Source organism: Microvirga sp. VF16, from assembly GCF_016864375.1.
Taxonomy (GTDB): domain Bacteria; phylum Pseudomonadota; class Alphaproteobacteria; order Rhizobiales; family Beijerinckiaceae; genus Microvirga.
This window is the reverse complement of the sequence record NZ_CP069359.1, coordinates 332,939-359,175: the sequence shown is the minus strand read 5'-3', so window position 1 is coordinate 359,175 and position 26,237 is coordinate 332,939. Positions and strand designations below refer to the sequence as shown.

At 63.4% G+C, this 26,237-nt stretch carries 27 protein-coding genes; 5 read left to right on the top strand and 22 right to left on the bottom strand.

Going from position 1 to position 26,237, the window contains the following annotated elements; all coding sequences use genetic code 11:
• Window positions 1–294 precede the first annotated feature (294 nt).
• Both JO965_RS47070 and JO965_RS47065 read left to right on the top strand, forming a co-directional pair.
• Complete coding sequence (locus tag JO965_RS47070) at window positions 295–1,542, top strand: Glu/Leu/Phe/Val dehydrogenase (protein WP_203448476.1); 1,248 nt, start codon at window positions 295–297, stop codon at window positions 1,540–1,542.
• Between the two features lie 19 nt (window positions 1,543–1,561).
• Window positions 1,562–2,386, top strand: a complete 825-nt coding sequence (locus JO965_RS47065) for a pseudouridine synthase (RefSeq protein ID WP_203448127.1) — start codon at window positions 1,562–1,564, stop codon at window positions 2,384–2,386.
• Here JO965_RS47065 and JO965_RS47060 read toward each other — a convergent pair.
• From JO965_RS47060 to JO965_RS49145, 16 genes are all read right to left on the bottom strand, one after another.
• On the bottom strand, window positions 2,349–2,516 hold the full coding sequence (locus JO965_RS47060; RefSeq protein ID WP_203448125.1) for a hypothetical protein: 168 nt from the start codon (window positions 2,514–2,516) through the stop codon (window positions 2,349–2,351). The genes JO965_RS47065 and JO965_RS47060 overlap by 38 nt on opposite strands.
• Window positions 2,517–2,587: 71 nt before the next feature.
• Window positions 2,588–3,127: a DUF488 family protein gene (locus JO965_RS47055; protein WP_203448123.1), complete on the bottom strand. Its 540-nt coding sequence runs from the start codon at window positions 3,125–3,127 to the stop codon at window positions 2,588–2,590.
• Between the two features lie 5 nt (window positions 3,128–3,132).
• Entirely contained in the window at window positions 3,133–3,573 is a 441-nt protein-coding gene (locus tag JO965_RS47050; protein ID WP_203448121.1) for a PAS domain S-box protein, read from the bottom strand.
• A gap of 40 nt (window positions 3,574–3,613) precedes the next feature.
• Window positions 3,614–4,090: a DUF2231 domain-containing protein gene (locus JO965_RS47045; RefSeq protein ID WP_203448120.1), complete on the bottom strand. Its 477-nt coding sequence runs from the start codon at window positions 4,088–4,090 to the stop codon at window positions 3,614–3,616.
• Window positions 4,091–4,237: 147 nt separating this feature from the next.
• A complete protein-coding gene (locus JO965_RS47040) occupies window positions 4,238–4,948 on the bottom strand; it encodes an RNA polymerase sigma factor (protein ID WP_203448118.1) in 711 nt (236 codons plus the stop codon).
• Window positions 4,949–5,028: 80 nt separating this feature from the next.
• Window positions 5,029–5,574: a hypothetical protein gene (locus tag JO965_RS47035; protein WP_203448116.1), complete on the bottom strand. Its 546-nt coding sequence runs from the start codon at window positions 5,572–5,574 to the stop codon at window positions 5,029–5,031.
• A complete protein-coding gene (locus JO965_RS47030) occupies window positions 5,567–7,366 on the bottom strand; it encodes a family 1 glycosylhydrolase (protein ID WP_246777352.1) in 1,800 nt (599 codons plus the stop codon). Before JO965_RS47030 ends, JO965_RS47035 begins: the two co-directional genes overlap by 8 nt.
• 92 nt (window positions 7,367–7,458) lie before the next feature.
• Window positions 7,459–7,986, bottom strand: coding sequence for a plastocyanin/azurin family copper-binding protein (locus JO965_RS47025; protein ID WP_203448114.1), 528 nt, complete (start codon window positions 7,984–7,986; stop codon window positions 7,459–7,461).
• Window positions 7,986–8,405 carry a DUF5602 domain-containing protein gene (locus JO965_RS47020; protein WP_203448113.1) on the bottom strand — a complete coding sequence of 140 codons (420 nt, stop codon included), beginning with the start codon at window positions 8,403–8,405 and terminating at the stop codon, window positions 7,986–7,988. The genes JO965_RS47025 and JO965_RS47020 overlap by 1 nt, the downstream gene beginning before the upstream one ends.
• A 114-nt stretch (window positions 8,406–8,519) precedes the next feature.
• Window positions 8,520–11,024, bottom strand: coding sequence for a vitamin K epoxide reductase family protein (locus JO965_RS47015; protein ID WP_203448111.1), 2,505 nt, complete (start codon window positions 11,022–11,024; stop codon window positions 8,520–8,522).
• 13 nt (window positions 11,025–11,037) lie between these two features.
• Window positions 11,038–11,370, bottom strand: a complete 333-nt coding sequence (locus tag JO965_RS47010; protein WP_203448109.1) for a hypothetical protein — start codon at window positions 11,368–11,370, stop codon at window positions 11,038–11,040.
• Between the two features lie 224 nt (window positions 11,371–11,594).
• The gene (locus JO965_RS47005) at window positions 11,595–12,287 is read right to left on the bottom strand and encodes a CBS domain-containing protein (protein WP_203448107.1); all 693 of its coding nucleotides are present in this window, start codon (window positions 12,285–12,287) and stop codon (window positions 11,595–11,597) included.
• Window positions 12,288–12,444: 157 nt separating this feature from the next.
• Complete coding sequence (locus JO965_RS47000) at window positions 12,445–12,822, bottom strand: DUF488 domain-containing protein (RefSeq protein WP_203448105.1); 378 nt, start codon at window positions 12,820–12,822, stop codon at window positions 12,445–12,447.
• A gap of 124 nt (window positions 12,823–12,946) precedes the next feature.
• Window positions 12,947–13,279: a carboxymuconolactone decarboxylase family protein gene (locus JO965_RS46995; RefSeq protein WP_203448103.1), complete on the bottom strand. Its 333-nt coding sequence runs from the start codon at window positions 13,277–13,279 to the stop codon at window positions 12,947–12,949.
• Between the two features lie 100 nt (window positions 13,280–13,379).
• A complete protein-coding gene (locus tag JO965_RS46990; RefSeq protein ID WP_203448102.1) occupies window positions 13,380–13,712 on the bottom strand; it encodes a hypothetical protein in 333 nt (110 codons plus the stop codon).
• Window positions 13,713–13,749: 37 nt separating this feature from the next.
• Window positions 13,750–13,881 carry a hypothetical protein gene (locus tag JO965_RS49145; protein ID WP_256451966.1) on the bottom strand — a complete coding sequence of 44 codons (132 nt, stop codon included), beginning with the start codon at window positions 13,879–13,881 and terminating at the stop codon, window positions 13,750–13,752.
• A gap of 287 nt (window positions 13,882–14,168) precedes the next feature.
• Here JO965_RS49145 and ctaD point away from each other — a divergent pair, with 287 nt between their 5' ends.
• Window positions 14,169–15,794: a cytochrome c oxidase subunit I gene (gene ctaD / locus JO965_RS46985; protein ID WP_246777351.1), complete on the top strand. Its 1,626-nt coding sequence runs from the start codon at window positions 14,169–14,171 to the stop codon at window positions 15,792–15,794.
• Between the two features lie 62 nt (window positions 15,795–15,856).
• Here ctaD and JO965_RS46980 read toward each other — a convergent pair whose 3' ends face one another.
• Both JO965_RS46980 and JO965_RS46975 read right to left on the bottom strand, forming a co-directional pair.
• Entirely contained in the window at window positions 15,857–16,789 is a 933-nt protein-coding gene (locus tag JO965_RS46980) for a LysR family transcriptional regulator (RefSeq protein WP_203448101.1), read from the bottom strand.
• Between the two features lie 274 nt (window positions 16,790–17,063).
• Entirely contained in the window at window positions 17,064–17,756 is a 693-nt protein-coding gene (locus tag JO965_RS46975; protein WP_203448100.1) for an ankyrin repeat domain-containing protein, read from the bottom strand.
• Between the two features lie 657 nt (window positions 17,757–18,413).
• Here JO965_RS46975 and JO965_RS46970 point away from each other — a divergent pair.
• Entirely contained in the window at window positions 18,414–19,850 is a 1,437-nt protein-coding gene (locus JO965_RS46970; RefSeq protein ID WP_246777350.1) for a homospermidine synthase, read from the top strand.
• A gap of 224 nt (window positions 19,851–20,074) precedes the next feature.
• Here JO965_RS46970 and cydB read toward each other — a convergent pair whose 3' ends face one another.
• The 4 genes from cydB to JO965_RS46950 all read right to left on the bottom strand — a co-directional run bounded on the left by cydB (window position 20,075) and on the right by JO965_RS46950 (window position 24,393).
• Window positions 20,075–21,082, bottom strand: coding sequence for a cytochrome d ubiquinol oxidase subunit II (cydB, locus tag JO965_RS46965; RefSeq protein ID WP_203448098.1), 1,008 nt, complete (start codon window positions 21,080–21,082; stop codon window positions 20,075–20,077).
• Window positions 21,079–22,509 (bottom strand): cytochrome ubiquinol oxidase subunit I, encoded by a 1,431-nt coding sequence (locus JO965_RS46960; RefSeq protein ID WP_203448097.1) that lies wholly within the window; start codon window positions 22,507–22,509, stop codon window positions 21,079–21,081. The genes cydB and JO965_RS46960 overlap by 4 nt, the downstream gene beginning before the upstream one ends.
• A gap of 1 nt (window position 22,510) precedes the next feature.
• The gene (locus tag JO965_RS46955) at window positions 22,511–23,047 is read right to left on the bottom strand and encodes a GbsR/MarR family transcriptional regulator (RefSeq protein ID WP_246777385.1); all 537 of its coding nucleotides are present in this window, start codon (window positions 23,045–23,047) and stop codon (window positions 22,511–22,513) included.
• 314 nt (window positions 23,048–23,361) lie between these two features.
• Window positions 23,362–24,393, bottom strand: a complete 1,032-nt coding sequence (locus tag JO965_RS46950; RefSeq protein WP_203445875.1) for an IS110 family transposase — start codon at window positions 24,391–24,393, stop codon at window positions 23,362–23,364.
• A gap of 264 nt (window positions 24,394–24,657) precedes the next feature.
• On the opposite strand from JO965_RS46950, the gene JO965_RS46945 reads away from it, so the two are divergent.
• Entirely contained in the window at window positions 24,658–25,683 is a 1,026-nt protein-coding gene (locus tag JO965_RS46945) for an IS110 family transposase (RefSeq protein WP_203445874.1), read from the top strand.
• Window positions 25,684–26,237 lie beyond the last annotated feature (554 nt).

The window sequence follows — 26,237 nt, the reverse complement described above, 5'->3', positions numbered from 1 at the left end:
TACACATTATGGGTCATCTTTGGGACCTGAGACAGCTCGCTTCAGTATCGAAGCCGTCGTGCGATATCGGCTGTCTGAAAAGGCAGAATGCAAGGTTGCTGGCACTGCAGGCGCGTATGCGAAGGGAATCGGCGACCGGCAAGAACAGCGAAAGGACGCAGCCTGCTCAGAATCGACGCAGCGCTTAACCACGATGTTGCGTTCCGTAGCGGGAGCCGCCATGAAGGCTTCCCAGCGGCAAACTGCATCGAGTCAACAAACACACAGGAGTGAGATCAATTGCATGCAGCCTCCATGCTGGACCAGGCCCTGACACGCCTCGACGAAGCAGCCCGGCACCTCGACCTCGACGCGGACGTTCTCGAAAAATTGAAGTACCCGCGTGAGACCACCAAGGTCCGTCTGATGATCCGCATGGATGACGGCTCGCGCAAATCCTTCATGGCCTGGCGCTGCCGCTACGACGATACCCGCGGCCCGACCAAGGGCGGCATCCGCTTTCATCCGGACTCGACCATGGAGGAGGTGGAAACGCTTGCCTTCTGGATGACCTTCAAGTGCGCGGTTTTGAACCTGCCGTACGGTGGTGGCAAGGGCGCCGTGCAGGTCGATCCTCACACCCTGTCGAAGGCCGAACTGGAGCGTCTTTCCCGCGCCTACATCCAAGCCTTCTCCAAGATCGTCGGGCCCGACCGGGATATCCCGGCACCGGACGTTTATACCAATTCCATGGTCATGGGCTGGATGGCCGACGAGTATGCCTCCATCGTGGGTGAGGCGACGCCGGCGGTGATCACCGGCAAGCCCATTGCCCTTGGCGGCTCGCTGGGGCGTGACGATGCCACCGCCCGCGGCGGTTATTATCTGGTTCAGCGCCTGGCCCTGAAGCTCGGGCTGGAGTCGGGAGCACGGGTAGCGATCCAGGGCTTCGGCAATGCGGGCCAGCATATCGCGCGCCTGTTGGCGGCCAATGGGTACAGCATCGTGGCGGTCTCGGACTCGAAGGGGGCGATCCATTGCGCCTCCGGGCTCGACATCCAGAAGTTGATGGTCGGCAAGAGGAAGGGATCCGTCACGAGCCTTGCCGGGACTGACGGCATCTCCACCATTCCCGCCGACGATCTCGTTTCGGTCGACTGCGAACTGCTCGTCCCGGCCGCCCTGGAGGACATGATCCATGAAGGCAATGCTCCCGGTGTAAAGGCTCGCGTCGTTCTCGAACTCGCCAATGGCCCGCTCACGCCCGAGGCCGACAAAATCCTCGCCGCCAGGAACATCGTCGTTCTGCCGGACATTTTGGCGAACGCGGGAGGTGTCACCGTTTCGTACTTCGAGTGGGTGCAGAACCGGCAAGGCTACTACTGGCCCGTCGAGGACGTGCATGCACGGCTGAAGACGATGATGGAGCGGGAAGGGGACGCCATCTGGGCGCTTGCCCAGGACAGAGGCATTCCCCTGCGTAGCGCTGCCTACGTGCACGCGCTCTCGCGGCTTGCGGGCGCCATCGAGGCCCACGGCACGCAGCAGTTCTTCACCAGCTGACGTCCGAGTCGACACCATCATGAAACCACCGCCCCGATTGCGGGGCGCGGGTAGCCCGCGGCGTCAAAACGGCGCTGTGGTCAGTCTACCACGCGCCCTGTCGAAGCTCGGGTTCTGCTCGCGCACGCAGGCCGAAACCCTGATCACCGAGGGACGCGTGTGCGTCGACGGCCGGATTGTCCGCAACGTGACGCTCCGTGTCGATCCCGCACGCGCTCGCATCACCGTCGATGGCCAGCCGGTCGCGGCCGAGCGCAAGGTCTACCTGATCCTCAACAAGCCGCGCGGCCTGGTCACGACCCGCGACGATCCACAGGAGCGGGCAACGGTCTACGACTGCCTGGAAGGGCTCGACCTCCCATTCGTTGCGCCCGTGGGTCGGCTCGACAAGGCGAGCGAGGGCCTGCTGCTCATGACCAACGACACTCGGTGGGCCCAGCGTGTCCTGGATCCCGCGTCGAATGTCGAGAAGGTCTATCACGTCCAGGTTAACTGCTTGCCGGGCGAGGACATGTTGGAACGGCTTGAAGCAGGCATGGAGCTCGACGGCGAGCGTCTCGGCGCGAAATCAGTCCGCGTGCTCCGTGCTGGTCCCCGGACCGCATGGCTTGAGGTCGTCCTCAGCGAAGGTAAAAATCGCCAAATCCGTCGCCTGCTCGGTGCGGTGGGAGCGGACGTGCTTCGCCTTGTCCGGATCGAAGTCGGCGGCCTGCAATTGGGGGAGCTGCCAAGGGGCGCGGTCCGGCACCTCACGCCCGCTGAGAAGGCGATGTTGGATGTTCCAGTCCTTGCCTCCTCCAGCCTGTTCAGGCCTCGGCCAGCGGGGTCAATCCAAGGTCGTTGATCTTGGCCCGGACCTCTGTGATCGAGCGCTTCAGCTTGAGGCTGATCACCGAGGCGGGCGCCCCTTCCCTGACCAGGGAAATCAGCGCTTGGACGGCTTCATAGGACCAGTAGGACTCGGTCGGGTTCATGATCTCCTCCAGCTATGGGCCACGTTTCCTCAAGAGATAGGATGGGGCATGGGAAATCCAACGGCTCGGGCTCATCCGGATACGGCAGCCGGATAGAGGATCCCGTTGCCGGACGGGTGGGCTCCAGGCGTGACCGACGCCGGCTCGATCTTGCCGGGACCAAGGACGTGGAACACCGCATGGCCGGAGGCGAGCAGGTAATCGGCGATGATCCGGCGATGGCAGCGCCACCACACCGCCTCGGCGCACATGATCGCCGTGACGCTCCGGCCGCCCAGGTCGGTCAGGCGGTCGAGCCCCTCGCGAAACCGGCCCGTCAGGGCGTAATCGGCATAGTTACGAAAGCTCGTGTTCTCCCAATACGCATTGGGTGAGGGCTGAACCAGATGCTGTTTGCCACGCAGCCCGCCGAGTTCGGCGATGTGCTCATACCCGATCTGGTAGCCGGCAAGACTCTCGGGCAGAACATCACGGTTGAACTGCGGGTTCGCCCGGGAGCGTGGAACCGTTCGAACATCCACCACAAGAGCGACTTGCGCCTCGCGGAGCAGGTCCACGAATTCCGCAATGGTGCGGGTGGAGTGCCCGATGGTGTAGAACGGGTTTGCCATGCCGGTCAGTGGGGGCTCGGAGGTGCGGTTGCATCCGCCAGCTTTTTCTTCAAATCTCTGATCTCCTCGAACCGGCTGGTCACGTCCCGCATCACCGCGGCGAGGCCCTGCATTTGTCCCCGCTCGTCCTTGAGCGGCACGATGGTGAACTCCAGCGAGATGCGTTGGCCGTCCTTGCGGATGCCCGGCACCGACAGGAGGTCGCCTGCGCCGTAATGGCTCTGACCGGTTGCCATGACGCGGTGGAAGCCGTCCCAGTGGCGCGGGCGCAGGCGCTCCGGGATGATGAGGTCGAGCGATTGCCCCAGCGCCTCGTCGGCGCGATGACCGAAGATCCGCTCTGCGGCTGGGTTCCACACGCGGATGATCCCTTCGCGGTCCGATGCCACCACCGCGTCGGCGGCCGCGGGGACAATGGCGTCGGCCACAAGCCGGGTCAGATCCATTTCAGGCTCCATCAAGTCCTCGCCGAGTGGAGCATTTGGATCAGGCTCCCCGGTCCGAGACGGCGACCCGGTGGCGGTAGACCATCTCCCACCCGCGCCAGCCAGTGTAGAGCAGGAGGAGAACGACGACGAGCGAGATCAGAAGCCCCATGGGCAGCACGGCGGCGTCGCCGGCCTCGTAGCGGCGATACCAGTTCCAAAAGGAGAGGAGGACCACAACCACATTGCCGAGCATGTGGTGCCAGGCCGCCGACAGATCGCGGGTGCGCCGGTCACCCAGGAAGTCGGTCAGACCAGCAACAGCTGCGAGGGCCGCCATGACGAGCGCGGCGCCCAAGAGGTAGAGCGAGGCCGTGCTCCAAGCGCTGTTGCCGGTGTTCCAGAAGAGCGGGTCACACACGAGGGTGGCCACGAGAAAGGCGACTGGGAACGGGATCAGCATAGGGTGCAGCGGATGTCCGGCAATCTGTGCGGTGCTTTGGGGATTGCGGTCTCGTACAGGGTTCTCGGCTCGCATGGCATTCTCCTCGTTCAGCAGGAAGCTCCGCAGTAATTTTGCCCCTCATCATCCAAAGGTGTCTCGACCCATTGGTGGCTTTGGGCCGGCAAGGATCGTCGCGACGTCCAATGTCCGACGCCCGTGATGCTTCTGTCCTTGACACGGTCATTCTTCAGAGAGCTCCGACAAGCCGAGCCGTTCCAACACGGTCTCCGTAATCCGGGCACAGCGGGCGCCGGCGCACGGGAAGACATCACTCACGGCGGAGGACAGGGTCCGGTCGAGGGACTGACGCAGGAGATGCCGGGCACGGTGGAGCCTTGTCTTGACTGTCTCCGGGCGAAGGGACAGGTGGGCGGCGGTCTCCGCGATGCTCATCTCCTCGATGTCTCGGAGGACAAAGACGATGCGGAAGGGCTCGGGCAGTTCGTCCACGGCGCGTTCGAGCAGACGCCGCACCTCGGCTTGGGTGGCGGCGGCTTCCGGATCGCTGTCCTGGCGGGCCGACGGCAGGTAGATCACGCGGGCTCCCCCTTGGTCGTTGATGGCATCGATGTCCTTCAATCCAACGGTAAGGCGCCGTCGTCGGAGTCGTCCGAGTGCCTCATTGAGCGCAATGCGGGTGAGCCAGGTCGAGAGCTGCGCCTCGCCGCGGAAGCCGTCGAGATGGGTGAAGGCGCGAACGTAGGTCTCCTGAACTACGTCCTCCGCCTCAGCATCATCGTGCAGGACGCCGCGGGCAACCCGGAAGAGCCGACGGTTGTGCCTCTGCATGATGAGCCGGACCGCAGCCCCGTCCCGGCTTCGGGCCAACGCCACCAGCGCCCCATCATCAAGCCCGTCCAACCGTGTTGCCGCGACCGTTGCCGTCTGCATGGCCAAGCTCCTGTTGCTGCCTATTAGATGGGACATCCGGACAAAGGTTCCCGGGCCAAAGACGGGATGGGCAGGTCGTCTCAGCGCGGGCGCTGGGAAGGTGGGAGCGGCCGAAGCATCTGCGTCGGGGCCACCGCCTCCGGACCGGTAGACTGGAATGCGGAGCCTGATCCGTTCTCCAGGCTGACGTGGAGGTGACGGTGGATGAGGGGGAACACCACCCCCATTGCCAAACCCCAGAGCAGTTGAGCCAACAGCAGTCCGGTGGCCGGATAGCCGCGCAGGATGGGCTGGTCCGGTAGCCATTGCAGCAGCGGGACGGGCCCGAGCATCCAGAGGACGAAACCGAACGCCATCCCGAAGAGCCAGCCTCCGCGAGGATCATTGGCCGCTCGCTGGAACAGCCAGCCGTACAAGATCCCGCCGAGAAGCATCAGGCCGGCATAGACGAGACCGGCAGCCCCCGCGGACGTGCCGATAGCTCGGGCAGGTGCATCCAGGGACTGAAAGCCGGCCAGGACCGACAGGGCCGGGATCGCTGCCGACACGCCTGCGATGGCCCCTGCGAGAAGCGGCCGTTGGGTCGGACCGGCATCGAGGCCGTGGGCCTGCAGCATCCTAAGCATGGAGCCTCACCTTTTGTGCTGCGACCTTCGACGCTTCGTCCAGCACCGCCTCGATGGATGGCGCCTCGCTGAGGTCGGCCCCGAAGCGCCGCACGAGGTGCTGGTAGGCGAGGCCAACGGTTCGAGGATCGCGGTTGAGGTCGAACAGGCCGACAGGATTGACGTTGCCGAGCGGCTCCCGCAGCGCAATGTCCCAGTCGACCTGATCGGTCAGTGAATACCATGTGAAGCCGACAACTGGCACACCTGTCTGGCGGATGAATTGTACGTTGTGCCACTGGCGCCAGAGCCAGCGCGGCCCGTCGCGGGCGTCCATGCGGTTGGTCTCGGTGTGCATCATCGGCCGCCGATAACGGCGGTAGTACTGACCGGCAATGGCATACCAGCCGAACAGCTCGCCTAGCGCCTGTGCATGGCCATTGCTGTCAATGAGCTTCTCGTTCCATTCGTAGTAGTCGACCCCGAGGATTGCCCGCCTTCGCACATCCTGCTGCATGAACCAGGCATATTCCTCCGCCGGCATGCCGTGCTGGAGGAGATAGGCGCGCGTGTCCTCGTGCAGGGGCCTCGCGTATAGGAGATCCAGCGGCAGGAAGCGACGCTCGTTCTCGAAGGCCGCAATGCGGCGGATCTCGGGATCGGGACAGCAGGGCTGATAGAACTCGCCGCTCTCGCTGTTGACGAACACGGCATCGGGATGCTCGGCCGCTATCGCCTGCATCATCAGGACGTTGGCTTTGGCGAGATGGCGCACAGCCGTGACGAAGGCGCGCTCGTCCCGGCATTGCTCGTTCCATAACCCTTCGAGAGCACTGAGCTTGGCGCACACGTACATCTCGTTCACGGGGGTGTAGAACCGCACCCAGGGATAGCGTCGGACAAACGCCCGGGCATAGTCAGCAAGCGCCTGCGGCACCTCCGGGTTCTGGAAGTTTTGTAGCCAGTCCGGCAGGCCGAAATGGCACAGGTCCATGATCGGCACGATGCCGAGCCGCTGCATCTCGGCGGCGACCTCATCGAGGAAGGCCCAGTCATAGAGGCCAGCGCCGCGATGGATCAGGTGCAGGGGAGGGCCGTAGCGCAGGTAGCGTAGGCCGAGATCCCGCACGAGGTGAAGGTCGGTGCGCCAATGGCGGTAATGGCCGCAGGCCGCCATCTGGTCCATGCGCCACCGCCCGCCCTCCAGGGTGGGGTAGCTGCACTCGATGCCGGTGGCGAACATGAACCTGTGCTCGACCGGATCGGGAGCCAAATTGGAGGATGGATGTGATCTGACAGGCGGGCGGGTCAGGCGTAGGGAACGGTTTGCCGGCAAGCCGACAGGCCGGGTGTAAAGCAGGCCCAGCACGGTGCCCCAGATCAGATGGCCAACTGCGATGGAGAGCGGCTCGTGCGCCCCGCCGCCCAAGCCGAACAGGCCGGATGAGGGCATCTCGCCGCTTTGGACGAGCGGATGCATGAGGTCGAACTGCGGATGCATGATGAAGATCGCCAGGGGCATCGGCACGAAGGCGAACACCAAGCCCTGCAGGGCAGGGCGCAGCGGCAGGACGGACCAGAAGAAGTAGGCGTAGAACACAGCCCAGATCGCGCCGACCAACAGATGCAGCAGCATGCCGGCCAGCCAGGCCTCCCATGCCGGCGCATGGGGGAGGACCAAAGTCCCGAGCGTCATGACAAGGTCAAAGAACGGCACGCCGGCCCAGATCAGCAGCCGGGCAACGATCTCCCAGGCGATGGCTCCCGCCATGCCGGCGAGAACCGCCTTCGCGTAGGCAACTGAGCGGATCATGGCGCCCTCATCTAGGTCTGTCAGGGGCCTCGGTGGCTGACCATTGGATCGGCGGGAGTCCAAACGGTTCCCGCCGCTGGCGGAGGCGGCATCTATGCGGGCCTGACGATGCCGCGGCGCATGATCTCGGCGACGGACGGGAAGGCCCGGAGGGCGATCTCGGGGATGGGCTCCCCGCCGGCCACTTGCCCCGACGGGTCGGCAGCGGGAGACCTGTCCGGTTGACCGACGATGATCCGCCCCACCATGCCGGCATGCTCGTGCGGGACGCAGAAGAAATCGTAGACGCCTTCATCCTTGACCGTGACCGAGAAGCTCTCGCTCGGCAGCAGGTAGTCCGAGTTCCAGGGCTCGGCACCCTCAGGGATACGCAACGGGCGCTCGAAGTTCTTCGGATGGTAGGCTGTCGCGGTATGGGAATTCCCCGGGTCCAGGTTGACCCAGCGGATCGTCTGACCCGGCTTGATGCGAAGGCCAATCGGATTGAACCAGACCTGCGAGCCGTCCGCATTGCCCTGCATCCGGATTTCGACTGCCTCAGCGGCGAGTGGGAGCCGGGGCCATGCGAGACCGGCGAGGAGTCCCCCGCCGATCCGCAGGATATGTCTGCGCGAGACCATCACTTCGCGGCCACCCGCTGCTCGTCGGCCTTCGGAACGTGCCACAGGACCACGTGAGCATGGGGCTTCTCGACACCGGGATGCCCAGCGTTGAAGTAGACGTCGACATGATCGACCTTGCCGCCGGGCGCGGAAAGATCGTCGAAGCGCTTGTCCTTGTTCGAAAGGTCTTCAATGGGCAGCATGTAGACCGTGCTGACGAGACGCCCGTCGCGGTCGTAGGCCAGGAACGGGCCGGCCGGCAGGGTTTTCGGATCGACGTAGAGCTGACCAAGCCCCGGCAGGAAGTCGGGTATCTTCACAAGTTCGCTCACCTTCTTATAGGCGCCTGTGGGCGGCGCCTTTTCGACCTGGTCGGCGCCTAGCGCCGGCAGGCTGAAGGCGGCAGCCAGGGCGAGTGTGGCGAAAGCAATTCTCATGACATCCTCCGGTGACGCGCCGGATCCATCCGCGGCCCGCGCGTCCCCATTGGATGGGGGCAACCCCAAAAGGTTCCCGGCAGAAGCAACCGCGCCCCGGGGCCAACCATTTTGCTACACCACCAACCGGCTCCAGGATCCATACCTCTCCCGGATCGGGCCACGGCGGATGCTGAGTGCTACAAGGGCGGCGCCGCAGGCGACGCTGGCTATGGTTGCCGTCATGCTTGCCCCGTAGATGAACGGGGTGGCGAACAGCGCGAGCCCAAGCGGGATATTGAGGAATCGTAACGGCCTTGCGACTTCTGCCGCAGCAAGCGAGATCACGGTCAGGACAAGCGAGCCGATCAAATGATCGGAGTTTGCCATGCTGCCTTCCGCCCCGAGCGTGATGGGTGTGAACAGCAGGGACAAGCCGACCAGTCCCGAGAGGGCGAGGTTCCATGGCAGGCTGACACCTCCGCTCACCATATCCTTGATCACGGTGCCGGGTGGTCTGGCAAACTCATCGGCAGTCGAATCCGTGTCCTGTGCCTCCTGCATGTCATCGGTGTCGCCCAGGAGGAACACGCGGAGCGCGTTCCGGCCCCTCTTCATCCGGCGGCGCATGAACTGGAACGTCGCGATCATCTCATCGAGAGAATAGGGAATCTGGACCAGGATCGCGGCGGCGCCGATCAGGGCGATGATGCTCCAGGTGCCGATGACGATCGGCTGGATGATGATGAACACAATCGAGACGACACCCAGAGGCGCGATCATCAGGCCGAAGAGGATCACCAACCAGGGCATGGTGCGCCAACGGCATCGCGAGCCGACCAAACCGGTGAGGATCTCCAGCAGGTAGGTGTAACCGCCCAGCGCCGCATCAGACACCGGCCATGCCGTCGAGACTGGTGAGGTGATGATCTCCTCGGTTCCGTTCTGGGGATCGGAAGGCGCACCGGAGAAGAAAGGATCCCAGACATCAGGGATGTGACCGAGCTGGTAGGCTGCCAGGTAGCGTGAGACGTAGAGGCCAACGAGCGCCAGGATGATGATCGGCAGGCGCTGCACCCAACTGGATGGGTTGTAGCTCCAGTCGGGCGGCATGGTTGGCCCGGTGAGTGCGGCGACGGCTGAGGACCCGGGTTCGGGCTTCGTTCCGACAGCAAAGGCGAAGATCAGGAAGCCGACAAGCGTGTCGGAGAGATAGGCGGCGGCACTTTGTGTCGAGAACAGGAAGGGCATCGCCATCACGGCTGCGCCAATGCCCGCACAGATCCAACGGGCCCACCGCGCCCGCCAGGACAGGGCCGCCGCCGCGAACACGACGAGGGCGCAGCCCAGAATGATTTCGCTCCAGCGCAGGAGTGGCTCCGGAACATCGATCAGCACCGGCTGGGTGATGAGCCAGGTGCCAAGACCGATATTGGCAAAGTGCGCCCAGCGGTTGGCACGATGCTCGGATTCGATCTTCGCGCTGTGCCGGGCGCTCACCTCGTCCGGGTTTTCCCCCAGATCGGCCGCATCGCTCAGCCAGGCCGGGGGTGTGACCCCGTTCGCCTTGTACCATCCGGCTGGATCCGATTTAAGGGCATCGGCAAGCCTTGGCAGCTCATCCTTCAGCCGGTGCCTGGGCTCCCATCCCAGGAGCTTGCGAGCACGCCCGACGTCGAGAGCGTAGTGATCATCGGCCATGGCGACCATGAACGGCTTGATGAACGGCTCCTTGCCTCCGTCGATCAGGTCCGGGATAACCGGCTCCAGCTCATCCTGCGCCCAGACCCCGGCAGCAGCCACGATCTTTGGCAGACGCAGCGTCGGCCAGTTGTCTTCGCTGTGGAGGAGCCGGCCGAGCTCGTCCTGGAGCGCCTCATATCCAACAGCATCGGCCTCACCGATCAAAATCTCGGTATGGGGCGGCAATGCTTCGCGACAGTCAACGGTACGACGGAACGCATCGAGCATGTCCGCCCGGTGCAGCATGGCTTGTCCAACGAGCGTGCTGCCGGAGTAGAAGTGGCTCTGGAAGTTGCGCTCGTAGACGCTCGCGATTTGCTGCGCCATCGTGGGCACCGTGGTGTGCTCGTCATAGACGCCGGCCAGCCTCAGAATGACATAGGGGATCTTATTGTGCTCCGCTCGGATCACTTCCTCGGCTGCGGCTTTCGATTTGGGGTAAGCCCAGCGCGGATCAATCGGCTGGCGTTCGTCGATCCGCTCGCCGGGACGGCACGGCGCATGCACCAGCATCGTGCTCGAATAGACGAACTGCTCGACATCAAACTCCTGCAGGGTACGCAGAAGGCGGCGGGTGCCCTCGACCGTGACGGATTGATAGAGAGGGTGATCGTCACCCGTAAAATCGAAATAAGCGACAAGGTGGATGACACTGGCGATGCGTGACCCGAAGATGTCGCGGAATTTGCGGAACGCCAATTGCATCGACGCGTCGGAGGTGAAGTCGACTGGGATGACCGGGAAGTCGGCCCCTTCCGCGACACGGTCGAGACCAACGGTGCGGTAATCGCGACCGAACACCTTGCCAAGAGAGCGGCCCAGATTGCCGGTTGCGCCGGTGATGAGGACGACGGGACGTTGATCGGTGGATGAGGTCGAGAGGTGACTGCCATGCAAAGCTCGCGACCCCTCAAGTGCCACCGGGTTTCAAGAAGCTACCAGCCAGCAGTGCCGCATAGCAGATGAAGTAGTTCACAAGGGCGAGGGCATAGAAACGGCTTGCCGGATCAAATTCTGAAGCCCGCTCCGCTCTCAGCCCGCGGCCAAGCGCGGCTCCTCCAAGGAGGCCGAAGGCGAGGACCGCTGTCCGCAGACTCAGTCCGAGATCCTGGCCGCCGAACGCATCCATGATGATGCAGACGGCCAGCACAAGAGAAGCCCTGGCAAGTGCCGTGAGCGCAATGCCATACAGGACCGCTTTGAAGGTCGGTGATAGCGCCGTTTCACTCTGAGTCGGTGTCATGTCTACACCATTATGTTCTGAAAGCCTGATTATGCCGAGTCATCGAGCCACAGGGGCCGAGCACCTGAAAGGGCCGACAATTTCCAAGGCGAATGAGCATGAAGGACAGCACCCTCAACAATAGCAGTTCCATGGCGAATCCGGCCTCGTCGAGGAGTGAGGCAGGACACATCTGGCTGGCGTGAGCTCCCTTGCGGGCTCCGTGATTTCCCACTTTCAGCCGCTTAGAAAACGTAGGCGGCGGCAGGCACGATCGAGAGGTGATCCTCCACCGCCTTCACCCCGGCCTGATTTTCCGCAGCGAGGCGGATGGCGTGTCGCTCCTCCTCTGACTGGACAATGCCGAACAGGCGAACGACGCCATTCTCGACGACGATATTCTTCGACAGGAGGCAGGCCCAGGGCTGATCCTCAAGTTCGTCGTTCAGCCGCTCCCGGATGATGCGGTCGACAACGTTCATCGGCTTCGACGCGTCGGTGGTTGCCAGCACCTGAAGCAGGTTGCTTCTGGTCACGATGCCGACGAGTCTCCCGTCCCGCAACACGGGCACACGCTTGATCCGGTGTTGCTCCAGGGCGCGGGCCGTGTCGGCGACTGACGTGGTCTCCAGGACCGTGACCACCTCTTTCGTCATGACGTCGCTGGCCGTCCGGCCATGTGATTTGGCGTAGTGCTGAGCCAGCACCGTCGGGCCATTGAGGAAAGTTTGCCACCAGGATCGACGCTGTTCACCGGCCAGTTGGGCATGCCCGATCAAATCGCCTTCGCTGACGATGCCGAGCAGCCGCTCCTCGTCATCGATCACCGGAACGCCGCTGATATGATGGTCGCAGAGCAACTTGGCGATCTCGTGGATTGACGTCTCGGGCCTGACTGTGACGACGGCAGGCGTCATGAAATCCGCGGCGGTGAGCATCCCTGCCTCCTCTGGGTGTGCGCTGACAAGAGGCTTGTGAAGGCAGGCCGGTCATCGGCGCCATCGGTCGACAGAAGAAGGGTATGTGTGAACAGGGTCCGTGACAAACGAATAGATTTGCAGGTTCAAATCACTTTCTTTGCACTTGGACTGCTTCTCAATGCACCAGGCCGTGCAGAATAAAGCTCCGGAGGGCAACGGCATCGTTGTGCGTCTCGTCGCGGGCGGAGAACACGAGGGTAATCCGGGCCTTGCAGGCACGGGACCGCAACTCTTCCAACAGATCTTGGTGTTCATGCACCTCGGCTGCATAGCGGCGGCAGAATTCGTGCCATCGTCCGGGATCATGCCCAAACCAGCGGCGTAATTCGGTGCTCGGCGCGATGTCCTTCATCCACTGATCGAGCGCAAGGGCGTGCTTGGAAATCGCACGAGGCCAGAGCCGGTCGATGAGAATGCGGGCCCCGTCATCGGCCGACGACGGCTCATAAGCCCGCTTCAACCGAACATTGTTTTCTGGAACCTGTGTGCTCATGGGTATGCTCCAATGCCGGTCATCGGCGGCACTTGGCACGACCGGATCACCTCTCCGGTTTGCGCCCCCAGAAACCGCAGATGGTCCCCAAGGGTAGCAGTCGAGCACCGGAATCGCGTATTTCTTACCGATCTTCGGACAAGGACGCGATCATGAGGCTGGCGTGAGCAAAGGCTCCGCCGGCCCGCATCTCGGCGGCCACCCAGACGGCCTCCATCAGTTCCTGTGCTGTGGCGCCGGCCCGCTGAGCGGCCTTGGTGTGCCCTTGGATGCAATAGGGGCATTGGGTGACATGGGCAACGGCAACCGCAATCAACTGCTTCGTCTTGGTGTCGAGAGCGCCATCGGCGAATACCTGGCGGCTGAATGCATCGAACGCCGCCTGAGTGTTGGGCACGAGTTCCCGACGCCTATGCGCCAGCTCGGGCGATGGTTCGGGATAAACCTGTCCAGCCATGTTGACCTCCTACCAGACTATGGCGCTTTGCCAAAAGACTTGCGGCCAATGAGCTGTGGCACCGCAAGGCCCCTGCACCTGGTCGCCGCTCTGCCTCGTTTTATCCGGCAGCCATCCCGAGCCGCAGGATCTCCTTTGGCTGTTCCTTGCCGCAGACGGGAGCGCCTTCGTCGGATGGCCGCCTGCGGCCCTGATCGACCCAGGCCTTGAGATCCGACACGTTGACCAGCTGGAACAGGTAGAAACCGTTGTAGTGGACGCTCACCTCCGCCGACTGATGATCGAAACCCGAAGAGCCGCTGGCATAGTCCCGCACGCGTCCAACGAAGCTCCATGGCGGCCCCGTGATGAAGGCCGGTACGGGCCGCACTTCCGGAACCGCGCAGATGAGCTCCGTGCGGTCGGCGTGGCGGAACAGGTTGTAGTTGCACATCTTCGAGACCTCCCGTTTTGCTGATCCCGCTTCTTGCCTAAAGTGCAACCACGCACCAGGCGAGCAGAGCCAGGGAGCCAGCAAGAAGGCTGACGGTCAGCCATCGTTGGCGCGTGTTGTCGGCGAAGACGGCCGCAGATTGTGCCGTTCTGGCGGGCTGCATCATCATCCTCCATCGTCTCGTGCGACTGAACCGGTCCTCGGGTGTTCTTCATCCCGGTGAGGGGCGATCCAGCAGGGTGGTGCAACAATCCTCTCCCTGGCCTGGGGGGCAGGCAAACGAAATTGTTTGCTCTGTATGACCAAGATCTTTGGAGTTCGTGCTCCTGCGGTGCGAGCCATAGGTCTTCGTGCCTGAGGAGGATCATGCAAAGTTCTTGCTGGTATCCAGCAAGAAAATGCGTTTGCCAGAACTTGGTCGTTGCCCGACCGTTTGGCCGGTCGGAGGCCGAAGGCATGGATAACAGAGTTGGCCTGGGCATGCTGCACGCTGGCGGACGTGGCGATCACCCGGCGTTCTGGCGCCGGTGGTTCTATTCGACGAACCACAAGGACATCGGAACGCTCTATCTCATCTTCGGCTTCGTGGCTGGCATCATCGGTGGCCTGCTGTCCATTGGCATGCGTCTTGAGCTGCAGGAGCCCGGCCTGCAGTTCTTCTCCAATCCGCAGGCGTACAATGTCTTCGTGACCGGCCACGGCCTCATCATGGTGTTCTTCGTCATCATGCCGGTCCTGATCGGCGGATTCGGCAACTGGTTCGTGCCGCTGATGATCGGCGCGCCCGACATGGCCTTCCCGCGGATGAACAACATCTCGTTCTGGCTCCTGGTGGCGGCCTTCGGCCTGATGATCCTGTCCCTGTTCTCCGAGGGCGCGCCGGGCTCAGTCGGCTTCGGCGGCGGCTGGACCGCCTATCCGCCGCTCTCGACCCTCGGCCATCCCGGCCCGGCCTTCGACTTCGGCATCCTCGCCCTGCACCTGGCAGGCGCGGGCTCGATTCTCGGCGCGATCAACTTCATCACCACGATCCTCAACATGCGCGCTCCGGGCATGACGCTGCACAAGATGCCGCTGTTCGCCTGGGCCATGCTGGTCACGGCCTTCCTGCTCCTGATCACCCTTCCCGTGCTCGCGGGCGCGATCACGATGCTGCTCACCGACCGCAACTTCGGCACGACCTTCTTCGAGCCGTCGGGCGGTGGTGATCCGGTGCTGTACCAACACCTGTTCTGGTTCTTCGGCCACCCCGAAGTGTACATCATGATCCTGCCGGCCTTCGGCATCGTGTCTCACATCGTCTCCACCTTTTCCAAGAAGCCGATCTTCGGCTATCTCGGCATGGCCTACGCCATGGCGGCCATCGGGGTCGTCGGCAGCGTGGTCTGGGCGCACCACATGTACACCGTCGGCCTGTCGCTGCAGTCCCAGGCCTACTTCGTGTTCGCCACAATGGTGATCGCGGTTCCCACCGGCGTGAAGGTGTTCTCCTGGATCGCCACCATGTGGGGCGGCTCCATCCGCTTCACGGCGGCCATGTACTGGGCCATCGGTTTCATCTTTGTGTTCACGGTCGGCGGTGTCACCGGCGTGGTGCTCGCCAATGCTCCCGTCGACCGCTACATGCACGACACCTACTACGTGGTGGCGCACTTCCATTACGTGCTGTCGCTCGGCGCGGTCTTTGGCATCTTCGCCGGCATCTACTACTGGTTCCCGAAGATCACCGGCTATGTGTATGCGGAGCGCATCGGCAAACTGCACTTCTGGATCGCCTTCATCGGCGCCAACGTGCTGTTCTTCCCGCAGCATTTCCTCGGCCTGTCCGGCATGCCGCGCCGCTATGCAGACTATCCGGATGCCTTCGCCGGCTGGAACCTGGTTTCCTCGATCGGTTCCTATATCTTCTTCGCCGGCCTGTTCGTGTTCATATACGGCGTGATTGACGCCTTCCGGCGCAAGGAGCGGGCCGCCGACAACCCATGGGGCACCGGCGCGACGACGCTGGAATGGACCTTGTCCTCGCCGCCGCCGTTCCATCAGTTCAACACGCTGCCTCGCGCGATCGACACCCATCATTGAGAGCGCTGCGGAGTGCTGGCCGCGGCCATTCTGTGCCGCATCAACCTTGCCTCGCTTGGTTCTCATTCCGCGGGAATGGGGGCTCCGAGATCGGCACCCTGGCTTGCCGTCACCGGCTCTGCCGGCGTCGAGCCGTTCCGGGGCTGCGGCTCCTCCGCCTGGGCCACCGCACGGAGGCCCGCCAACGCTGCCTCCAGATCGTCACTCCCAGCGTCATCCGGGTAGACGACATAGGCCGGGAGCGGGAATTCCGGCGCATGCGGCACCAAATGCAGGCGGCCGCTTGCGAGATAGGACTGGGCCACGCGTTTGCGGAAGTAGCCGGTTCCACCGACCTGTACGATGTAGTCCAGCCCGAGCGGCCCCAGACCGATGGACAGGCCGGGGTTGGAGAACTGCGGGAAGTTCAGGCCATGATGGGCTGCAAAATCCGCGCCCCAATCGACATACACGTAGTCCGGATCCGACACGCCGGCTGTTGACGGATCGGTCGTGACCAAGACGAGAGTCTCCTCCATCAGCAGCTCGACTTGCAGCCCTGGCCACTGTCTCGGTGAGTACACCACCGCCAGGTCGAGCACCCCGTCGGCGACCTGGCGCAACAGGCCGTCGGACAGGCCAACCTGGGTCTGGAGGGCAATGTCGGGAGCGCTGCGCCTCATCCACACCATCCAGTTCAGGAGGAGTGGGTTCCAGAGGGTCAGCTCGCCTCCCATGGCGAGGATCGCCCGGCGCCCGGCCGGAACGGCGACCTGATGGCGGGCCCGCTCCCAAACCTGCACCAGGGTCGGCGCGAACCGCAGAAACTGCTCCCCGGCGGCCGTCAGGGTGACCCCGGCCTTGTTACGCAGGAAAACCGGTCGCCGGAGCTGGTCCTCAAGCGAACGGACACGGGCGCTGACGGTGGTTTGCGTTACGTTCAGCCGCTCCGCGGCGCGGACGAAGCTTCCGGCCTCGACGATAGCCAGAAAAGTGCGAGCGAGTTCGATGTCCATGGCGGCATCCTTTACGGGCCTGGAGACGCACGGGATGGAAATGGGGCGGTTACCGCAGCCGTCGGCCATTGGGACGGCCGGGAAGTCCGGAGAAACTCCGGTTGTTTGTAGAGGCCCCGAGCTCGGCTGCGGCTGCGGCCGAATGAGCCCGGGGCTAAGTGCCCGCGATCAGATTACCTGCGCGATGCAAGCCGCGTCTGAATGTCGGCAAGCTCAACATGATCTGGCAAGGATATGCCCTGCGCAGGGGAAGTCAAACGCCGCCGCCACGGCTCTACCGGCGTGGGGTCCTTTGCAACAGGGACACCATGCCTGTGTACCCGCGGGCCTGTGCGAGCTGAAGGGGAGTTGACCCGTTCCGGTCAGAGATCCGGGGATCGGCACCGGCTTCGAGGAGGGCGCGCACGGTCTGCGTGTGACGGGGCCCACCGTCGCCGAGGACCACCGCCTCGATCAGGGCGGTCCACCCCAGGTTGTTGACGTGGTCGAGCGGCGCTCCGGCGCGGATGAGCTCGCCGACGATGCCATCATGGCCGAGATGGGCCGCGGCGATCAGGGCCGTGCCGTCGTAGATGCTCGTGACCAGCTTGGCGCTGGCGCCGGCGGCGAGCAGCGCCTGCAGCGTCGGCACGTCATCCCTGACCGCCGCAATGGTCACGGCGTCATAGCGCTGGTTGTCGAGCAGGCTGGGATCGGCCCCGGCGGCGATCAGAGACTGGGCCGCCGTCCCGTGCCCCTGGAACGCCACCACATGCAGCGGCGTGCGACCGTTGCCGTCGCGGGCACTGGGATCGGCTCCCGCTTGGGCCAGCCGCCGGATGTGATCGACGGAGCCTTGGGCCGCCGCCGCGTGCAGTCCGCGATAGGCCGAGAGCTCTGCTGGTGTCGGAGGCGTCTGGGCGAAAGCTACGCCCTGGAGGAGGGCCAGGATCCCGATGAACCCCATGAACGCGAATGGGTTGGCCATGGTCAGTCTCCCGGACGCGGAACTGCTTCCTGAGCATATTTTTGCCAGCAAGCAATGTGGGACGGCTCAATCAAGTTGATCCTGATGTCTACCAGTTCCGGGCTGAAGGTCGCCACGAGATCATCCACTGGGCCTCAACGCCGACGAAGATGCCGATCTTCGCTTGGGACATACCGGCCGGAGCCAGAATAGTTCAGCCATTTGACATATTCGCCAAAGTGAATCATGAACCAGTCATCATGCCGAGCTTTGCAACGTTCCGTCGCGGCCTGCACCGAGCAGGGAATCTGATCGCGGGCAACTAGCCCCGAGCTCAACACGCCGTTGCATCCCGAGCTCGGGGCCAAAGATAACCAGATCCTCCCACCTGTCCGGCACCATTGGCCGCAAGTATCCAGCTTGCAGCGATGGTCGGCTGCGCCTTGATCCAATCGACACCCTCTCGTCCGGCGATGAGCCCTATGCCTCGCGAACCGAGCTGACGTCGATCCAAGAGCGCTCAGTGCCGCAGCGGCCTCGAACGGGGGATCAGGTGGCGTATGCCGAAACGGCAATCCCGATAAACGCTGCCCGGATGCCCAAGCACAGTCATCCCGGGTGAGATTCTCTTGCCGCCTTCCACGCGGCTCCCCCTCGTTGCGAATGGATCAATCTAAAATGAAGAGTGACACCTGGCCGGTCTATGGCCGCATCAATGGCCCGATCGTGATGATCGGCTTTGGCTCGATCGGCAAAGGCATGCTGCCGCTGATCGAGCGGCATTTCGAGTTCGACAAGAACCGGTTCACGGTCATCGATCCCAACGACAAGGATCGCAGCATGCTGGACGCACGCGGCATTACGTTCGTCAACAAAGCCCTGACTCCCGAGAATTACCGCGAGATTCTGACACCTCTCCTGACAGAGGGCGGCGGACAGGGCTTCTGCGTGAACCTGTCGGTGGACACCTCCTCGCGGGACATCATGGAACTGTGCCGCGAGATTGGCGCTCTCTACATCGATACCGTGGCCGAGCCCTGGGCCGGCTTCTATTTCGACAAGAGCGCCGGGCCCGAGTCTCGCACCAACTATACCCTGCGCGAGATCATCCTGGACGCCCGCCGCCGCAGCCCCGGCGGCACGACGGCGGTGAACTGCTGCGGCGCCAATCCGGGCATGGTGTCCTGGCTGGTGAAGCAGGCACTCCTCAACCTCGCCAATGACATGAAGATCGAGCACGAGATGCCGAAATCCCGCGAAGACTGGGCTCGTCTGATGAGCCGCGTCGGCGTGAAAGGCATCCACATCGCCGAACGCGACACCCAACGCGCCACCTCCGAAAAGCCCATGAACGTCTTCGTCAACACCTGGTCGGTGGAAGGCTTCGTGTCGGAAGGGCTGCAGCCGGCGGAACTCGGCTGGGGCACGCATGAGAAGTGGATGCCCGAGAACGGCCGTACGCACGAGAAGGGCTGCCAGGCTGCCATCTACCTGCTGCAGCCGGGGGCCGATACGTGCGTGCGGTCGTGGACCCCGACCGCCGAGGCTCAACGCGCCTTCTTGGTGACGCACAACGAGTCGATCTCCATTGCGGACTACTTTACCGTCCGCGAGGACGACAAGATTGCCTACCGTCCGACGTGCCACTACGCGTATCACCCCTGCAACGAGGCGGTGCTGTCCCTGCACGAGATGTTCGGCAAGGCCGGCAAGGCGCAGGATGCCTTCCACATCCTGACGGAGGACGAGATCGTCGACGGCATCGACGAACTCGGCGTCCTGCTCTATGGCCATGCCAAGAACGCCTACTGGTATGGGTCACAGCTCTCCATCGAGGAGACCCGCAAGCTCGCGCCGTATCAGAATGCCACCGGCCTCCAGGTCACTTCCGCCGTGCTCGCCGGCATGGTCTGGGCCCTGGAGAATCCGAATGCCGGCATCGTCGAGGCCGACGATATCGACTTCCGCCGCTGCCTCGAGGTGCAGATGCCGTATCTCGGCCCGGTGGTTGGCGTGTACACGGATTGGACCCCGCTCACGGATCGTCCTGGCTTCTTCCCCGAAGACATCGACACCTCTGATCCGTGGCAGTTCCGGAATGTCCTGATTTCCTGACAGGCGCAATGCCGTCTGGGCAAAGCGTGTTATGATCCGGCAGCCGGCTGTGTCGGTTGCCGGATCATGCCGTCATGGGAGCGGACGATCAGACATTGATTGTCATATCAGCCAGAACCTGATGACGACGCTGACTGCTCCAGTCGCTCCAACGCCGGCGGCCCAAAGGCCCACGAACCATAGCCAGCGATGCCATGTGGAGCCCTGTTCGAGATCGTTGCCCATCAGTGATACCCCTCGTGTCCGGTCTTGCCGCGGAACACCCAGTACGAGTACCCGGTATAGGCGAGGATGATCGGGATCAGCACGCTCGCGCCCACCAGCATGAACCGGAGGCTGGAATGCGGCGCCGCGGCTTGGTGGATGGTGACGGCGTTCGGCACCACGTATGGGAACATGCTGACACCTAAGCCGAGTAGGCAGAGGGCGAACAGCGCCAGCGTCAGCAGGAACGGCCAGTATTCCCAGCGACGAACCAAGCTCACCAGCAGCGTCCCCGAGCAGAGGCCCACGAGCAAGGGCACTTGGGCGGTGAACAGCACCTGCGGCCAGGCGAACCAGCGTTCGTAATAGGCGCCGCTCAGGAACGGCGTCGCCGCGCTGACGAGCCCGATGCAGACGATCAGCCCAAGAGCGAGCTTGCCGGCGAGGCGGTAGCTGTGGTCCTGGACGGCGCCCTCGGTCTTCATCACCAGCCAGGTCGCACCGAGCAGGGCATAGCCGGTCACGAGGCTGAATCCGACCAGCAGGCTGAACGGCGTCAGCCAATCCCACCAGCCACCGGCATAGGAGCGCCCCGCGACCACGATGCCCTGAAGCAGGGCACCGAGCGTGATGCCTTGGGTTAATGTCGCCACGACGGAACCGGTCGTGAAGGCGAAGTCCCAGTAGCGGCGATGGCCGGGATCGCGCCAGCGGAACTCGAAAGCGACGCCGCGGAAGATCAGCGCCAGCACCATGGCGATCATCGGGGCGTAGAGGGCCGGCAGGATGATCGCATAGGCGAGGGGGAAGGCCGCCATCAGGCCGCCGCCGCCCAGCACCAGCCAAGTCTCGTTTCCGTCCCAAACGGGAGCAACCGAGTTCATGGCGCTGTCGCGCTCCGGTCCGGAACTGAAGAATGGGAACAGGATGCCGATGCCCAAGTCAAAGCCGTCCATCACCACGTAGGCGAAGACCGCAAATGCGATGACGAAGGCCCACAGGGTGGGGAGGTCGAGAAGGGTTGTCATGATCTTGCCTCCGCGCCGAGGGTGCGGTCCGGATCGACGGCTGGAGCCGGGGTGATGCCGGCGGTGCGGATGGGATGGTCGGGTCCGGCCTCAGGTCCGGTCTCGCCTGCATGCGGGGCCTTGCCCATGAGCTTGAGGATGTATCCGGTGCCGGCTCCGAACACGATGAAGTAGACGACGATGAAGGTCAGAAGTGACGCCGCCACTGCCGGGGCTTCGAGCGGTGAGGCCGATGCCGCCGTCCTGAGCAGGCCGTAGACGGTGAACGGCTGCCGTCCGACCTCCGTGGTGACCCAGCCGGCAATGACGGCCACGAAGCCTGAAGGTCCCATCGCCAGCGCCAGCCGGTGCAGCAGGCGCCAGTCATAGAGCCTGTCGCGGAAGCGGGCGAGCAGGCTGAGTACCCCGAGACCCAGCATCGCGAAGCCCAAGGCCACCATGATGCGGAACGACCAGAACACCAGAGGCACGTAGGGCCAGTTGGCGCGATCGATCGTATCCAGACCAGCCAAGGGAGCATTCGGATCCTGCTTGAGGATGAGCGAGGAGGCCTTTGGGATCTCGATGGCATTGCGGACTGTGCCAGCCTCTTGGTCGGGGATGCCGAACAGGATCAGGGGCGCACCCTCAGGATGGCTTTGGAAGTGACCTTCCATCGCCATGACCTTGGCGGGCTGATGCTCGAGGGTGTTGAGGCCATGCATGTCGCCGGCGAAGATCTGGAGGGGAGCGACGACGGCCACCATGCCCATGGCCATCGAGAACATCACCCGGGCACCCTTGTTGGTGCGGTCACGCAGGAGATGCCAGGCGCCGACGCCGCCGACCACGAGGGCCGTCGTGAGATAGGCGGCAAAGACCGTGTGGACGAGCCGATACGGGAATGACGGGTTGAAGATGATCACCCACCAGTCCTGCGGCACGAACTGCCCGGCCTCGTTGATGCCGTAGCCGACGGGAGTCTGCATCCACGAATTGGCCGACAGGATCCAGAAGGCGGAGATGAAGGTGCCGATGGCGACCGCGAGCGTGGCGGCGAAGTGCAGCCGTCGCCCGACCCGCCCCATGCCGAACAGCATGATGCCGAGGAAACCTGCCTCCAGGAAGAAGGCGGTCATGACCTCGTAGGCCATCAGCGGCCCGATGACCGGCCCGGCCTTGTCGGAGAACACCGCCCAGTTGGTGCCGAACTGGTAGGACATGACGATGCCCGAGACCACGCCCATGGCGAACGCCAAGGCGAAGATCTTGAGCCAGTACTTGAACAGGTTGAGATAGACCTCGCGCCCGGTCCATAGCCACAGCCCCTCGAGCATGGCGAGAAAGCTCGCCAGACCGATCGAGAACGAAGGGAAGATGAAGTGAAAGGAGACCGTGAAGGCGAACTGGAAGCGCGCGAGGAGAAGCGCGTCGAACTGGTCGAACATGCTACTTGTCCTTGGCGTCGTCGCGGCGACTTCTCTTCGATCCGGGCACGACGAAGAGACGATCCTTCATCTCCAGGATCTTCTGCACTTTCGAGCCCAGCGTCAGGAGTTGGACGAGGCGCTCGGTGTCGAGCCGCTGCACGTCGGCGTACCAGCCGGTGAGAAGCTCGAAGAGATCGTGCATATCCCGCATGCGCTCCTGCGCATGGCGCTCCTCGGCGCTCGCGGGCTCCTGCATGAGCACCTCACGCAGGAGGGTCATGGTCGGATCGATCTCCCGCTTCTTGCGCTCCTCGACGAGCGTGCGGACGATCTGCCAGATGTCGTCCGGGGTGGAAAAGTAATCGCGCCGATCCCCAGGCTTGTGCTGGAGCCGCACGAGGTTCCAAGCCTGCAGCTCCTTGAGACCCATGCTGACGTTGGAGCGGGAGACGCCAAGCCGCTCGACGATATCCTCGGCGTTCAGCGGTTCCTTGGAGAGATACAGCAACGCGTAGATTTGGCCGACGGTGCGGTTGATGCCCCAGCGGGAGCCCATCTCGCCGAAATGCAGCACAAAGGTTTTCTCTATTCGGCCGGGTTCAGTCAAGCGCTTCCGATCTAATTGGCTCCATAACATGGCTGCCCCGCGGGCTCTCGCTTCTCTCCGGAATCAGCGCGATGGCTCTTCCACTATGGGGTCAGAAGAATGAAGCGGAACGATCTGAACAGCGTCCTTTGTGCCGGGGGCGCAAGGAACAAACCTTTGTGCGGACTCGCTTCATTCATCGTCCCGCGAGGGACAGCTCTCCGCCTCGGGGCGGAACCTTGTCTTTCTGTCTGGCTCGGACGGTCTTCGTCGGCCACAAGCACCTACATCGCCTGAGCCTCTCTCGTCCAACGGAACTCAGTGCCATCACACCAGATCCGATGCAGAATGGTCGCCAGCCGGCGGGCGAGCGCGATGACAGCCTTTCCCCGCCCGCGCCGCTGGGCCACCTTCATGGCCCAGGCTTTCAGCCAGGACCAGCGGCTGGCTCGGGTCAGGATGATCTGAGCCGCCTCAAACAGTAGGGTTCGCATCATGGCATCGCCGCACAATGAGATCCGGCCGACCCGGCTGCTTTCCCCTGACTGGTGCAGGACGGGCGTCAGCCCCAGGGCCGGCCCCACCGCCTTGGAGCGCCGGAACCGAGCTGGTGTGTCGATCGTCGCCACAAAGGCCAGGGACACCACCGGCCCCACTCCCGGAACCGTCATCAGGCGCCGGCACACCTCATCATTGCGGACCAGGGCCAGCAGCTTCCGGTGCAGGGTGGCAAAGTGCTCGCGCAGCTCGCGACGGGCCTGCAGCAGCGGTTGGATGATCTCGATCAGATCGGGCATGCTCTCGATGAGCTCATGGATGCGCGCCTCGAACCGAACCGCCCCCACGGTCCCGACTTTGAGCCCGAAGTTGCGCAACAATCCGCGGATGTCGTTCTCAACCGCGAGGGCTTTCTCCTGCAGGAGCTTGCGAGCGGTAAGTAGGGCTCGGCGCTTCTGACTTGAGAGCGTCTTTACATGCACTGGGCGGAAGAGGTTGACCCGCATCATCTGGGCGATGCCGCGGGCATCGTGGCGGTCGCTCTTGTTCACCTGAGCTTTGAGAAAAGCCCTGGTGTGCCGCGCCTCGATGCACACAACGGGAAGCCCGGCCTGGGCAAGCCCCTCGAAGAGCCATTGGGAGAGCGGGCCCGCCTCAAGACCAACCCGCTCGAGGTGCCAGGCAGCGTCCTGCAGCACCCGCAGAAGATCCTCCGGATGGCTGAGAGCCTTGACCTCACGACAGATCTTCCCCGTCTCGTCAACGATGCACACCGAAGTCTCTTTGACCGAGACATCCAAACCCGCATAGTGTCTCATGCTGCGCTTCTCCCACTGGGGCCTGAGGCCGCTGCGAACGATCCTCGTTGTACCATCAGCCTGCAGTGCAGCACCTCACCGGGAATCGAGGGCTCCGGCGGCAGGCCGAATACATGGGGTAATCGCGGGGCGAGTCGCCTGTATGGGCTGGGTCACGCAGACGCCAGAGGCGAATGCCTATCCGAAAGGTGGTTGCTCCCCGATAAGATGAAGAAACGGGCTCACGACCTGACGCCGGGCCCAAGCATCGAACGGAGAGCAACCATGGCGCAGTATATCGGTCTGGACGTGTCGTTGAAAGAGACGGCGATCTCGGTGCGGCAGAATGGCAAACGGATCTGGCGCGGCAAATGCCCGTCGGATCCGACATTGCTGGCGGATGTGCTCCGCAAGCGTGCGCCCGCGGCAAAGCGAGTGGTGTTCGAGACCGGCCCATTGTCGGTGTGGTTCTATCATACCCTCAGTGCTGAAGGGCTGCCGGCGATCTGCATCGATGCTCGCCATGCCAAAGCAGCACTCGACATGGCACCGAACAAGACTGATGCGAATGATGCCGACGGCCTGGCGCAGCTCGCAGAGGCGGGCTTCTACCGTGAGGTGCGAGTCAAGCAGTATGACAGCATGCTGACCCGCACGCTGGTGGCCGCGCGCGGTCAACTGCTAAAATCCGTGACCGAGCTGGCCAATCAGATCCGCGGGCTCATGAAGACCTTCGGGCTGGTCGTTCCCAAGGGGGCCGGTCGCGTGTTTGAAACCAATGTCCGCGGTCTGCTTGCCGGTCACAGCGGGCTGGAGCGGATCGTTCTGCCTCTGCTCGAGGCCTGGCGCAGCCTGCGTGTCCGGGCAGCCGAGCTCGACCGACAGCTTGTCGCCGCCGCGCGGGAGAGCGCATCGTGCCAGCTCTTGATGTCGGTCCCCGGGATTGGCGCGGTCACCTCAGCGTCCTTCACCGCGGCGATCGAAGATCCGGAGAACTTCAGGACATCGCGCTCAGTGGGCGCGTGGCTCGGCCTCACAACCCGACGGTATCAGTCAGGCGAAGTCGATTACGATGGCCACATCTCGCGACGCGGAGACAAGCATCTGCGCGGCCTCCTCTACGAGGCGGCAACGGTGATCCTGACCCGGAGCCTTGCCGACAGTGCGCTCCGATCCTGGGGGCTGAAGCTGAGGGAGAAGATCGGCTTCAAGCGAGCCGCCGTGGCCGTAGCACGCAAGCTCGCGGTGATCATGCACACGATGCTGAAAACCGGCACGCTCTTTGATCGAGCCGCCCGCACGATCGCTTGAAAGCGCACTGCGGCATGGGAGACCGGCCATGACCTGAAGCTGAGCCACAACCAGATTGCGTCCGCTCGTCGGATGCGCCGAGACGTCCCTGCCGGGACGTAGGTCAGGCCATTCCGTTGATGGGATTGCAGGTGCGCGTCATCGACACGCAGACTGCGTCGAATACATTGGAAGGCCCCGCCTGCGAAGACCATCATGCGGCGACCAAGTGTCGACCGCGAAGACAACCCTGCTCCCGGCAACCGGCCATCAATGGCGCCAAACGAATACGAATAAGCAGCACAGCCGCAATATCGGCCTCCCGTCCTTGCCGGTCACAAGACCGGCAAGGACATCGTTGAGCAATGACGAGAAAGGACTTGATCAATGAGCTGCGATTAGACAACCCCATCTGAACGAGGGGCGGGAGGTTCATGTCGCTTCCGGAGTTTCAGAATTTTCTGAAATATCGGAATTGCAATGATCTAAGTCAAGTCAGTTCAGGTGCTCCCCACCTGTGCGTGACACGAAGGCGTGTCTCCGGCTTGGCAGCAGCCGAAATCACGGGTGGGCTG